This is a genomic window from bacterium, assembly GCA_014360495.1.
In the GTDB taxonomy this organism is placed as follows: domain Bacteria; phylum Armatimonadota; class JACIXR01; order JACIXR01; family JACIXR01; genus JACIXR01.
The window spans coordinates 1-12201 of the sequence record JACIXR010000018.1; the positions used below are offsets into that span (position 1 = coordinate 1).

A 12201-nucleotide genomic window follows, 5' to 3' on the forward strand; every position below is an offset into this window, starting at 1 on the left:
AAATAAAAGAATTAAAGGTAAAGAGGCGAAAGACTAGATGGCGGGTTTAAAAGGCACATTCACCACCGATGGCAATATGGTCTCCAAGACCGAAAATGGTCAAACAACGACATATGTTTACAACTCCGAGGATAAGATGGTTCAAGTGAACTTGCCAAACGGCGCCTCCATTGCTTACGGATACGACCACGAAGGGAAGAGGATCTCAAAGACAGCTGGCGGAACAACGATAGATTACTATTTTGACGGCGACGATTTGATAATTGAATCTCAAGGAGCGAATATATTGGCTTACTACACGCAAGGTCAAGGATTGATAAGCCAACGCCGAAACAACGCTTCTTACTTCTACCATTACGATGGACTTGGCTCAACGAAGGCTCTAACAGATGCAAATCAAAACATCCAAAGCACAACAATCTACGATGCTTGGGGAAATTTCTTACAGGCGAGTGGAGCAATCACAAATCCCTATCTCTATGTTGGAGAGCTCGGGTATTATGGAGATGCAGAAATGTATCTTCTGACACAAAGATGGTATAATCCTGTTGTTGGGAGGTTTGGGGTGAGAGACCTAATCAAGGATGAACCGGAGGGTTCGTATCTTTATGGAAGTCAAAACCCGGTAATCCATGTTGACCCTAATGGGACATGGTGGTTGGTCGAGCGGGTGAAAAATATATGTGAATAATTTCAAAAAGATATTGGAATATATAGATAAATGAAGTGAAAGCGGCCACGGAAGCTTTTGGCGTTTCAAGAAGCACAATTTCAAAGAAGGATTAAAAATCCTACGAAAGATTCTCCTTTTTAAAGTTTATAGCCAAGCGATATGGGAAGTCGTGTAAGGAGTCTCAAATGTTATGTAATTATACATTTTCTTGACTTTATATTTTTCGCTTAATATAATTTTTAAACGGCGGGGCGTGGCGCAGCATGGGAGCGCGTCTGGTTTGGGACCAGAAGGTCGGAGGTTCAAATCCTCTCGCCCCGACCAATTGCGGGCGTAGCTCAGCGGTGGAGCGTCTCCTTGCCGAGGAGAAGGTCGCGGGTTCAAATCCCGTCGCCCGCTCCATTTTTCGCGCCTGTAGCTCAACTGGAGAGAGCGCGAGGCTTCGGACCTCGAGGTTGCGGGTTCAACTCCTGCCAGGCGCGCCAAGGACGGTGGGCGTGGCCTAGCGGCTAAGGCATCAGGCTGTGGACCTGAGGAGCGCGGGTTCGAGTCCCGTCGCCCACCCCATTCAATCTGAAATTTTTTATGAAAGGAGGAATAGAGAATGCCTTTAGTTGATGAAAGGGAACTTCTCCTGCCCGCTCTCAAGGAAAGAAGAGCGGTCGGCGCCTTTAACGCCAATAATATGGAGATGATTCAAGCCTTCGTCTGGGCAGCAGAGGAGATGACCCAGGAACTGGGTAAGCCCGTTGACCTCATCATCCAGCTCAGCCCGGGAGCAAGCAGATACGCCGGCTGGGCGCTGGGAGCAGGAATGGTAAAGATTGTCGCCCAGGAAACAAACATCCGCATAGCCCTCAACCTTGACCACGCAACTAAACTTGAAGAGATTGAGAGGGCGCTTGAGAATGGCTTTACGGCTGTCCTCTTTGACGGCTCTTCCCTCCCCTTGGAGGAGAACATTGAGCTCACCCGCAAGGTAGTTGAGATGTGCCATCCCAGAGGCGTTCCCGTTGAGGCTGAACTTGGGAAAATCCCCCGAATTGAGGATTACTTCAGCAAGGACGAAATAGCCCATCTCCGCTCCCTTCCCGCTAAGGAAGCTGTGAAGATTATAAGGGAAAGAGCTGGCAAATCCGTTGAAGAGCTTATGGCTAAACCAGAGGATGTGGAGATGTTCGTTGAGAAAACGGGATGCGATTTCCTCGCTGCCGCCTTCGGAAGCATCCACGGAATCTGGGATGATATCTGGCCCGTTAGGGTAGACCGCTTGGTGGAGATTCAGAAGCGCACGCCCCTTCCCCTCGTCTCCCATGGCTCATCGGGAATCCTTATGACTCCCAAGGATGTTGAAGAGAAAGGAATAGAACTGAAGGAAGGCGAGGGAACGCTTCTTGACGCAATTCAAACGGGCGGTGTTACGAAGGTCAATGTGGCGACGATTCTCTCCGTATCCTTCATCCAAGGCTTTATAGAGGCATATAACGCTAATCCAAGCGAGAAGGATTTCCGCAACCTGGGCAAGGTGGCGAGGGATAGAGTGAAGGAAAAGGTAAAGGAATATATGAGGCTCTTTGCGGGAGCCGTTTCCTAAGGAGATTTGAGGGGGCGTCCGAAAAGGACGCCCCCTTTTTTTAATTCAGGGACTCAAGGGCAAACCGAAGTTGTCGTAAGCGAAACTATCAACAGGTCTTCCTGCGGGTATCGTCTTTACATGCCCATCCAAATAGAGAACCGGTAATATATATGCGTGCTGTTGGGAATGGAGAAACGGAGCTCCGGGTTGAAAGAAACAAGACATCAGCCAAGATGAAGGAGGGCTCAACTCCGTTAGGGCGCGAGGAATATAGGGTCTGAGGTCGGGACGCTTCTTATGCATTGGACGTCTTGGGTCATCTGCATACCAGGAGAAATACAGATAAGTTATCCAGCCGTGAGACCAGTTTTCGTCCGACTCAACAATGGTGGGGTCCCAAGAAGCTGCAACTGAGGCGCTCGGGCAATAGAAAATCCCCCTGTTTTTAACATATGGGTAGAATCAACCTCCACAACCTTTCATCCGAGTTCCCCGTCCATTTATCAATGGGAAACCCCTCATCCCAATCCTGCGCATACATATGGAGGGCTAAGCCAAGCTGGCGCAGGTTGCTCATACATGTGGTTTTCCTCGCGTTTTCCCGAGCACGGCTGAAAACGGGGAATATTATCGCAGCAAGAATAGCCACGATAGCTATCACAACGAGAAGTTCAATCAATGTGAACCCCTTTTTCATTCATAATCACCTCCTTTCGGAATTATTTTAGAAGAAATATTTGGCAAGACCGTTTTAAGTAGGTGTCATAATCGTTTGGAGATATTGAGAGATTACGAAATTCCCACTTTGCAAAGGAAAAAGGCGCTTCGTCATTGCTAGGGTTCTGCTCCGCAGAAGCCTAGCAATCTCGTAAAAACTCAAAAACCGACATTGCTTAGCTATCGCTCACAATGATAGAAAAGTCGCTCCTGCAATATTTATATTCAGTAAACCGTAGAAGAGGTTGCCCACTTCAGGGAAAAGAAGGTAGAATTTAAAAGATATGACCGCAAAGCGAAAATTGAAGATAGCGATTGTGAACTCCAGTAGCTTCGGGATGTACTTTCCCGAGCATATTGAGAGATTGAAAAGATTGGGAAAAATCAAAAGATTTGAATTTCCATCCCATATTGATGGGAAAACCTTGGCGGAGGAGCTTAAAGGTTACCCCATTATAATCGCCAGCGTATCGCCTCGCTACGATTCTGAATTCTTCGCCAATAAAGACGAAACCCTCCTCATAGCTCGCCATGGTATTGGCTATGACAACATAGATTTGGAAAGCGCCACTAAAAAGGGGGTAATCGTCACGAAGGTGCGGGGAGAAATAGAGAGAGAAGCGGTGGCGGAGATGGCAATCGCTTTGCTGATGGCTGTTATGAGAAGGTTGATTGAAGCCTCACTCGCTGTGAGGAAAGGGAGATGGAAGGAGAGGGCGAGATTTATCGGATGGGAATTAAAGGGGAAAAATGTGGGGATAATAGGATTCGGGAATATAGGAAGCAGGGTGGGAGAGATATTGAAGAACGGCTTCTCCTGCAATGTCCTCGCCTATGACCCTTATCTTTCAGTTGAAGAGATTAGAAGAAAGGGAGCGGAACCAGTGAGCTTAGAGGAACTTCTGAGGAATTCCGACATCATCTCTTTAAACGCTTCCCTCGCTCCCGAGAATTACCATATGCTATCGTTCCAAGAATTCTCCCTTATGAAGGAAGGAGTTATCTTGGTCAATACTGCGAGGGGGGAATTGATTGACGAAGAGGCTCTGCTTGATGCTCTTGAGAAGGGCAAGGTTGCGGGAGTGGGATTGGATGTCGTTGAGGGCGAACCAATAGATAAGAATCATCCCTTATTGAGATTTGACAATGTCATCATCACACCTCACACTGCCGCCTATACATATGAATGCTTGAGAGCTATGGGAGAGAAGGTCGTCTTGGATGTTGAGAGAGTGGCTAAAGGAGAGATTCCCGATGAGGTCATCAATAAAGAGGTCTTGGAGGGAAAATGGAGAGCTTAATCCTTGCCGTAGACATAGGAACTACCAATATAAAAGCGGGAATCATAGACCCTGAGGGGAATATTTTAAGGGCGAAGACGAGCGAATTGGAGATAGAGAGGGATGAAAGGGGGAAAGCGGAACATAATCCCGAGAAATTATTCTCCAATTTCGTCTCCATTTGTCGCGATGTCTTAAACGGTTATGAGGACAAAGTCGCCCTTCTCGTCCTTTCATCTTATCAATTCGGTCTCATCCCCTTGGACAAGGATTTTACACCCCTCACGGGATTAATCACCCTTTTGGACCTAAGACCAAGAGAGACATTTAATGAACTATCAAGAAAATTGGATTTTGCGGAACTTTACAGAAGAACTGGAGCACCACCTCTCTTCATCTCCCCCTTCGCAAAAATTTACTGGCTCAAGAGAAAAAGGAAGGAAATCTTTGAAAAAGCCAAATATTTCCTCAGCTCAAAGGATTATTTCCTTCTCAGATTGATAGGCAAGCCGTTTACAGAGCCGAGCATCGCCTCCGCCACTCAGCTGATGAATATAAACAATTTAAGATGGGATGCCTATCCTTTGGACATTTTGGGGATAACGGAGGCAAACCTTCCGGAAATCGTTCCCTCGGTGGAGATATTGGGCAAGATATCTCCTGAGGTAAGGGAAAGGTTGGGATTGAGGAGAGATGTGTATGCTCTTCCGGGAGTTTACGATGGAGGGGCTATAGGCTTGGGGATTGGCGCAATGGGGGATTCGGTTGGGGTTATCAATATAGGAACGACCGCTATGCTGAGGATAGCTTATCCCAAGCCGGTCATTGATAAAGATAAGAGGATGAGATTTCAAGCCTATTATCTTTGTTCAAATAAATGGTTCATAGGTGGAGCGATAAACAACGCGGGGATAGTCCTTAAGTGGTTCAGGGATAACATTTTTGACCTCCCCTATGAGGAGCTCACATCCCTTGCTGAGAAGGTTCAATCCCCCGACCTTTTCTTCCTCCCTTTCATCACTGGAGAGAGATATCCGGAAATAGGGAATATAGTCTCGGGGGTATTCTGGGGGCTGAGAAGCTACCACGGGAAAAGCCATATGATAAGGGCGGGAATGGAGGGAGTAGCATTTACTCTGAGATTGGCTTTTGATGCGCTTAAAGAAAACGAAATAGAGATGAAAGAGCTGAGGGCGGGAGGTGGAGGCACGAAATCATCCCTTTGGATGAGAATCTTCTCCTCCGTCTTTAATATGCCCATAAAGATAACGGAATGTGAGGAGCCCGCCCTCCTTGGCTCAGCCCAGCTTGGTTTCTATGCCCTTAAGATGTTCAAGAGCTTGCAGGAAGCAAGGGAAAAATTGGTGAAAGTGAAGGAAATTTATTATCCGGAGGAAGAAATGCTTGAGTATTATGAAAAGAGATATGAGTTCTTCAAATTCTTGCTGAAAAGCCTCAAAAATGCCTTTAAAAAGCATAGCCAATTGTAAAGGAGGTTGTAAATGAAAGGAGAAATCGGCTTAATCGGTTTGGGCGTAATAGGGCAGAACCTCGCCCTGAATATAGCGAGGAAAAAGCATATAGTCTCTGTTTTCAATAGAACCACCGCGCGAACGGAGGAGTTCGTTAAGGAAAGGGTGAAGGATGAAGGGATTATCCCTTGTTATGACTTGAAAAGCTTTGCCGATTCCTTGGAGAAGCCGAGGAAGATTATCCTTTTGATAAAGGCGGGAAATCCCGTTGACGAGATGATTAATTCCCTTTTACCCTATCTGGAGCCTGGCGATTTGCTCATAGACGGTGGAAATTCCCACTACTTGGATACTTCAAGGAGGATTAGGGAATTGAGGGAGAGAGGCATTCTTTATTTGGGAATGGGGATATCGGGAGGGGAATATGGAGCGCTCTACGGACCATCTTTAATGCCCGGAGGGGAATATGAGGGATATGAGTTGGTTGAGAAAATCCTTTTGGAGATAGCCGCCAAAACCGAGGACGGAGCTTGTTGCACTTATGTGGGGAGGGATTCCGCTGGTCATTTCGTGAAGATGGTGCATAACGGCATTGAATATGCCTTTATGCAGGCGATAGCGGAGGTATACGATGTTATGAGGAAGGTCCTCAATATGCCCTCCGAGGAGATAGGAGATATTTTCGCGGAATGGAACGAGGGGGAATTGGCGTCCTTCCTAATAGAGATAACGGCAAAAATCTTGAAAGTTAAGGATGAGGAAACGGGAAAGCCGATTGTGGAAGTGATTTTGGATAAAGCGGAGCAGAAGGGGACGGGTAAATGGACAGCCCAGTCCGCGCTGGAGCTGGGCGTCCCCACTCCCTCCCTGAACCTCGCCGTTGTTGCGAGAACCATTTCCTATTTCAAGGATTTAAGAACGAAACTCTCTCAAAGATATGCGGAAACGCCTCCCAATCTCTCCATAGAGAAAGCTCAAACGATAGAAAATCTGAGAAAATCCCTTCTTTTCTCAATATTTATGTCGTTTTCTCAGGGTCTTTGGCTTATAAGCACTGCGAGCGAGGTCTATGACTATGGGATTAATCTCTCAGAGATATTGCGGATATGGAAGGGCGGATGCATAATCCGAGCTAAGCTCCTGAATTTTCTCCGGGAAATCATCAATGAGAACCCCGAGAATGTCAATCTTTTGGATAGCGAAAAGTCTGTTTCTTTTGTCTCCGATAAAACTGAGGCAATAAAATCCATCACGAAACTCGCCGGGGACTTCAACATTCCCACGCCCGTTTTGAACTCCTCTTTGGATTACTTCCTAAGCATTAGGGAAGAGGAGCTTCCCGCGAATCTAATCCAAGCTCAAAGGGACTATTTCGGCGCCCACACATTTGAAAGGAAGGATAAAGAAGGAACTTTTCATATAGAATGGGAAAAATTTTGAGAAGGAGGAGATGGCATGAGCTATCTTGAGGAACTTTTCTCTTTAAAGGATAAGGTCGCCGTCTTCACGGGAGGAGCGGGAGTTTTAGCGGGGGCAATCGCAAAGGGATTGGGAAAGGCGGGAGCGAGAATAGCCCTCACCGATATCGCTCCCCTTGAGGAAAGGGTTAAGGAATTGAGGGAGGAGGGGATGGAAGCGGAGGGCTATTATATGGATGCCCTTGATAAGAAATGCGTTGAGGAAGTAGCGAGGAAAATAAAGGATAGATTCGGCAAGGTTGATATCCTCCTCAACGCAGCTGGTGGGAATATGCCCGATGCGACAGTCTCCAAGGAGGTTTCCTTCTTTGATATTGATGCTGAGGCGCTGAAGAGGGTCGTTCATCTCAATCTCTTTGGCGGGGCGATAATCCCCAGCCAAGTTTTCGGAAGAATGATGCTGGAGAACGAGGATGGAGGAGTTATAATAAACTTCTCTTCTATGTCCGCTTTTAGACCCTTGACGAGGGTAGTCGGATACTCCGCTGCGAAAGCGGCGGTGAGCAATTTCACTCAATGGCTTGCGGTATACATGGCGCAGGAATTCTCTCCTAAAATCAGGGTAAACGCAATCGCTCCCGGCTTCCTATTGACGAAGCAGAATAGATATCTTCTTTTAGATGAAAAAGGAAATTTGACGCCGAGGGGACAAGCGGTCATCGCCCATACTCCGATGAGGAGATTCGGTGAGCCTGAGGAGCTGATAGGAACCGTTATTTGGTTATGCTCTCCCGCAAGTTCCTTCGTTACGGGAGCGGTTATTCCAATTGATGGTGGATTTAATGCTTTTGCTGGTGTATAATTGAAAAGAAATGGAAGAAAGACGGAGAGGAACATTAAGGATTAAGTTTATTAAATCCCCTACACCCAATACCATTGCCCTTCTCGCCCAGAGGGTAAGCCCGGAGCGGAGGGAGAGGATAAAGGGCGTTTGGGACGCTGTCGGATTGGTTCAGGGACATTTAGCGGACATATTCGCAGCCGCTGATATAGCGGAAAAGTCGGCGAATGTGGTTGTTGAGGAGATAAGGGGAGTTTGTCCTCAGCATATGACGATGATAGCCATCTTCGGCGACACCGCCTCAGTTGAAACCGCTCTAAGAGCGATAATAGATAGAATAGAAGAGGAAGGGTTATAGTCCTTAGAGATTATTTCTCCAATCTCGGGAAAGCCGATATGCGGAGGCGGGCGCAGCCCATCGGTATGAGCCTTATCTCCTCCAATGGCATCTCCGATTTCACCGGACTATCGGGAAGCAAGCCCACCATCCCGTTCTCCTCCTTCCATTCCGGCAAAATCCTTCCCTTCGCTATAATCTCTATGGGAGCGCCCTCCAAGCTAAAGGGCTGATATGGCAAAGACCCCTCTCTTTTAACCACCTTGAACGAATTCTCCGGATTATTGAGGTCAACGAGCAGGGCGTAGTTCCAGGGAGTTGTGGGATAAACCTCATAGGCGGGCCATTCATCCGTTCCTCCATAACGCACCCACTTCTCCTCTATCCTCAGTGAATAGGTGAGCGGTCCTCTATCTACCGATACAGCATTATGATTCTTCTCCCAAACCCTTACCCTTATCTCCATAGGCAAAGTTAGCTCAAGCACATCCCCATTGCTCCAGTTCTTCTTAATCACTATATAGGAAAGGGGCTTAGCTTCAACTTTCAATTCCTTTCCATTTAGGAGGAGCCTTGGAGCATTACACCAACCGGGAATCCTCAAATACAAGGGGAAATACACTTCCCCTCTCGTAAGGAAAGTGAATTTTATCCTCTCGTCAAAGGGATAATCCGTTTCCTCTATCACCTCTATCTCCTTCCCATCGCCTACCTTCGCCCTCAGTTTACAGGGAGCGTAAAGCGTAGCGGCTATCCCTCTATCCCTCGTAGCCATCCAAAGATGTTCGGAGAAGTATGGCCAGCCGTGGGAGTGATTATGTTGACAGCAGCGGTAGCTGTAGGGATTATAGGAGAGCATTTCCCCGCCGTTTTGGATAAGTGGAGAGTGGTCCTTGCTGTCAAGTTGAATCATATTTGGGGCGGTGAGGTAGTGGAGTGCTTTCAAATCGGGAGTGAATGCAGGGGGAAGGGAATTGAAGGCGATTTCCTCACAGCGGTCGGCATAGACGGGATTTCCCGTTATTGATAGGAGAATCTCATCGGAAAACATAAATTCAACCATTGAGCAGGTCTCAGCTGCTTGTCTTGGGTCGGTGTAGCCCGGTCGGCAATTCTCATCTGCCCCGAACATACCGCCCGGAACTTGACCATAGATATCCATAACGGTTCTGTAGTTTCGCTCCGTTGCCTCAAGATAGCGTGGGTCTTTTGCCTGCTGATAGAACTGGGCAGGCTCCCTAAATCCTTGACAAATGTTCACACCATGCCAAGTGGGGATTCCGTTCGTCCAATCCGCGGTCCTCTCGTGGATTATCTTCGCCAAATCCAAAAGCCATTTCTCTCCCGTGCGGTTATATAGCCAATAAATGCTGTCAAGATTATCCCCGCCTCTCCACTTCTGCCAGCTTCCCGGAAGGAGGTTCTCGGGAGGCTGGTTCAACTGCCAGCGGAAATATCTCTCCATAAAGGGAAGCACCCTCTTATCACCCGTGCCCTCATAGAAAGAGCGGAGGACATAGAGCATAATCATATTGGGCCACAAATCGTTGTTTCTCTTATTATCTCTTGGACCGAAATAACCATCCTCCTCCTGGCTTGAGAGGACAGCCTCAACCCATCTTCTTGCTTCATTGATTATTCTCTCGTCCTTGAGGATGTAGCCGAGGTCTATGAAGCCCTTAAGCCAATAAGGGAGTTCCTCCCAACCTCTTTCCCCTTCCCCATTTGGGCTCGCCCAAGCGCTTCCTTCAAATTTACACCAAGGGCTTATCTCCATAAGATGACCGCAGAGCCCATCAGCCATCAACAGAAGCTGATGCCTCAACCAACCTCTTGGCTCAATTGAACCGAGGGGAAGCTTGATGAGGGGGTTAGGAAGAAGAGGGGGTCTATTGCCGATATAGAAGGGATTCTCTCCCTCAGTGGGAGGTGTGGGGACGGAATAGGACTGCATTTTGCTCGCCTCCTTACAATAAGAAAGATTGAGGAAAAGGAGAAGGACGATAAGGAACCTTGCTTTCATATCATATTAAAACAAATATATCAACGAAATGCTTTTGGAGCAAGGTATTTAATCATGTTATATAGACATTGTGGTTCACTTATGCAAAAGAGATTGTTTCGCTATCGCTCGCAATGGCAGACAGGTTCAGTGCCTTGCAAGGAGAGAAAAGCCGACTCCAAAGAGAAGCATTGGCAATTAGCATTTATCTTCTCTATAATCTTCTTAAAAATTCTATTTCAAAGGAGGAATCTCTATGAAGATGCTCGTGTTCATCGGAAGCAGAGGCGCCAATGGGCGAACTGCCCAAGCCGGAAAATCCCTCTTGGAGGGATTCAAAGAGAATGGAGGCTCGGGCGAACTCATCTTACTTCCCCATCTCAATATTGAGAGATGCAGACAATGTGAGGATAGCGGATGGGGAACCTGCAGAGAGGGAAAATGCTGTATAGATGACGATTTTCAATCTCTTTTGGAGAAGGCGAAGGAAGCGGATATACTCGTTTTCTCAACTCCCGTATATTTCGGGAGCTTGAGCGAGAGCATCAGGGCTTTCCTTGACCGCCTTCGCAGGGTCTCACTCCATCAAGCTGATGGAGGCTTAGCGGGGAAGAAAGCCGTTGGAATCTGCGTTGCGGGAGGAGGTGGAGGCGGCGCTCCCGACTGCGCCAATGAGCTAAACAGAATTCTTCTGACCTGTAAGTTGGATGTAGTGGATGTCATTCCCGCAAGAAGACAGAACTTTGACCTGAAATTAGAGGTCTTGAAGCTAACCGGACGCTGGCTAGCGAAAGAAAATTAATTGAAGGAGGTTAACCGCAAATGGAGAAGATTAAATGTGCTATAATAGGCTATGGTCCCGCCTTCAATATGGGAAGGGCTCATGCCGATTACATCAATTCAACGGGAGAGATGGAGGTCGTAGCCATCTGCGACAGGGACAAATCCCGCACCGATTCCGCGAAGAGGGATTTACCAAAGGTCCAAACATTCAACTCAGTTGATGACCTGCTGAAGAACTGTGATTTCCAGCTTGCTGTAATCGTCACTCCCCACAACACCCACTATCCCTTAGCTATGCAGTGCCTATCAGCTGGCAAGCATACGATTGTGGAGAAGCCTTTCTGCATCACCTATAAAGAGGCGAGCGAAATGATTGATATGGCGAGGGAAAAGGGAGTGATGCTCTCCGTTTTCCACAACCGCAGGTGGGATGGGGATTACTTGGCTTTAAAGGAGGCGATTGGCAAGGGATTGATTGGGGACATATTTCATTTAGAGGTTTTTATGGGCGGATATGGGCATCCGGGATATTGGTGGAGGTCGGATAAGGAGATATCTGGCGGGGCTCTTTATGATTGGGGTGCTCATATAGTTGATTGGATATTGGGATTGATTCCCTCAAAGGTTAAAAGAGTTGGAGGGTTCAGCCACAAGCTTGTTTGGAAGGATGTTACGAACGAGGATAACGCGGAGGCGATAATTCAATTTGAGAACGGAGCGGTTGCTTACATCCAGCTTTCCTCAATAGCGATGGCGGGCAAGAGGAGATGGTTCATTTTGGGGACGGAGGGAAGCTTGGAGGATGGGAGGGAAAGGCAGGGATTTCTTATGAGGAGAATGGTCAATGGGATGCAGATGGAGGGGAATATACCGTTTAAGAAGGGGGAGTGGAATGCGTATTATAAGAACATAGCTGACCACTTATTGAGGGGGAAAGAGCTTGTAGTGAAGCCGGAGGAGGCGAGGAGGGTGATAGCGGTGATAGAGCTCGCGGGTAAAGCCGCGGAGGAAGGTCAATTCATAGATTTTCCTCAGGAGCTATATTGAGAGGTAGCATTCAAATTCAATATTGAGGGCGGTGGCTCTCCGAAGGAGAGCCACC

11 protein-coding genes, 4 tRNA genes and 1 pseudogene are annotated in these 12201 nt (G+C 47.5%); 13 read left to right on the forward strand and 3 right to left on the reverse strand.

Annotated elements, in window-relative coordinates:
- The first annotated feature begins 37 nt into the window (after nt 1-37).
- The 6 genes from H5T88_10630 to H5T88_10655 all read left to right on the forward strand — a co-directional run bounded on the left by H5T88_10630 (nt 38) and on the right by H5T88_10655 (nt 2267).
- A complete protein-coding gene (locus tag H5T88_10630; GenBank protein MBC7330788.1) occupies nt 38-691 on the forward strand; it encodes a hypothetical protein in 654 nt (217 codons plus the stop codon).
- Between the two features lie 229 nt (nt 692-920).
- Nucleotides 921-997 (forward strand) — tRNA-Pro (locus H5T88_10635).
- Nucleotides 998-1000: 3 nt separating this feature from the next.
- Nucleotides 1001-1075: transfer RNA gene (locus tag H5T88_10640), tRNA-Gly, on the forward strand.
- Between the two features lie 6 nt (nt 1076-1081).
- A tRNA-Arg gene (locus H5T88_10645) sits at nt 1082-1158 on the forward strand.
- Between the two features lie 6 nt (nt 1159-1164).
- Nucleotides 1165-1240: transfer RNA gene (locus H5T88_10650), tRNA-His, on the forward strand.
- Nucleotides 1241-1277: 37 nt separating this feature from the next.
- Complete coding sequence (locus tag H5T88_10655; protein ID MBC7330789.1) at nt 1278-2267, forward strand: class II fructose-bisphosphate aldolase; 990 nt, start codon at nt 1278-1280, stop codon at nt 2265-2267.
- Nucleotides 2268-2312: 45 nt separating this feature from the next.
- Here the strand turns inward: H5T88_10655 and H5T88_10660 are convergent, their stop codons facing one another.
- Nucleotides 2313-2552 carry a hypothetical protein gene (locus tag H5T88_10660; GenBank protein ID MBC7330790.1) on the reverse strand — a complete coding sequence of 80 codons (240 nt, stop codon included), beginning with the start codon at nt 2550-2552 and terminating at the stop codon, nt 2313-2315.
- Between the two features lie 325 nt (nt 2553-2877).
- A pseudogene (locus tag H5T88_10665) lies at nt 2878-2946 on the reverse strand (prepilin-type N-terminal cleavage/methylation domain-containing protein).
- 304 nt (nt 2947-3250) lie between these two features.
- Here H5T88_10665 and H5T88_10670 point away from each other — a divergent pair.
- From H5T88_10670 to H5T88_10690, 5 genes are read left to right on the forward strand one after another with little or no spacing between them, the layout of a single operon-like run.
- On the forward strand, nt 3251-4267 hold the full coding sequence (locus H5T88_10670) for a hydroxyacid dehydrogenase (protein MBC7330791.1): 1017 nt from the start codon (nt 3251-3253) through the stop codon (nt 4265-4267).
- Nucleotides 4255-5736 carry a gluconokinase gene (locus tag H5T88_10675; GenBank protein MBC7330792.1) on the forward strand — a complete coding sequence of 494 codons (1482 nt, stop codon included), beginning with the start codon at nt 4255-4257 and terminating at the stop codon, nt 5734-5736. The genes H5T88_10670 and H5T88_10675 overlap by 13 nt, the downstream gene beginning before the upstream one ends.
- Nucleotides 5737-5748: 12 nt before the next feature.
- A complete protein-coding gene (gndA, locus tag H5T88_10680) occupies nt 5749-7158 on the forward strand; it encodes an NADP-dependent phosphogluconate dehydrogenase (protein MBC7330793.1) in 1410 nt (469 codons plus the stop codon).
- Between the two features lie 15 nt (nt 7159-7173).
- A complete protein-coding gene (locus H5T88_10685) occupies nt 7174-7998 on the forward strand; it encodes an SDR family oxidoreductase (protein ID MBC7330794.1) in 825 nt (274 codons plus the stop codon).
- A 10-nt stretch (nt 7999-8008) separates the two neighbouring features.
- On the forward strand, nt 8009-8335 hold the full coding sequence (locus tag H5T88_10690; GenBank protein ID MBC7330795.1) for a BMC domain-containing protein: 327 nt from the start codon (nt 8009-8011) through the stop codon (nt 8333-8335).
- A gap of 10 nt (nt 8336-8345) precedes the next feature.
- Here H5T88_10690 and H5T88_10695 read toward each other — a convergent pair whose 3' ends face one another.
- Nucleotides 8346-10268 (reverse strand): glycoside hydrolase family 127 protein, encoded by a 1923-nt coding sequence (locus H5T88_10695; GenBank protein ID MBC7330796.1) that lies wholly within the window; start codon nt 10266-10268, stop codon nt 8346-8348.
- A 304-nt stretch (nt 10269-10572) separates the two neighbouring features.
- Between H5T88_10695 and H5T88_10700 the strand changes: the two genes are divergently transcribed.
- Complete coding sequence (locus H5T88_10700) at nt 10573-11118, forward strand: flavodoxin family protein (protein ID MBC7330797.1); 546 nt, start codon at nt 10573-10575, stop codon at nt 11116-11118.
- Nucleotides 11119-11138: 20 nt separating this feature from the next.
- Complete coding sequence (locus H5T88_10705) at nt 11139-12146, forward strand: Gfo/Idh/MocA family oxidoreductase (GenBank protein MBC7330798.1); 1008 nt, start codon at nt 11139-11141, stop codon at nt 12144-12146.
- The last annotated feature ends 55 nt before the right edge of the window (nt 12147-12201 follow it).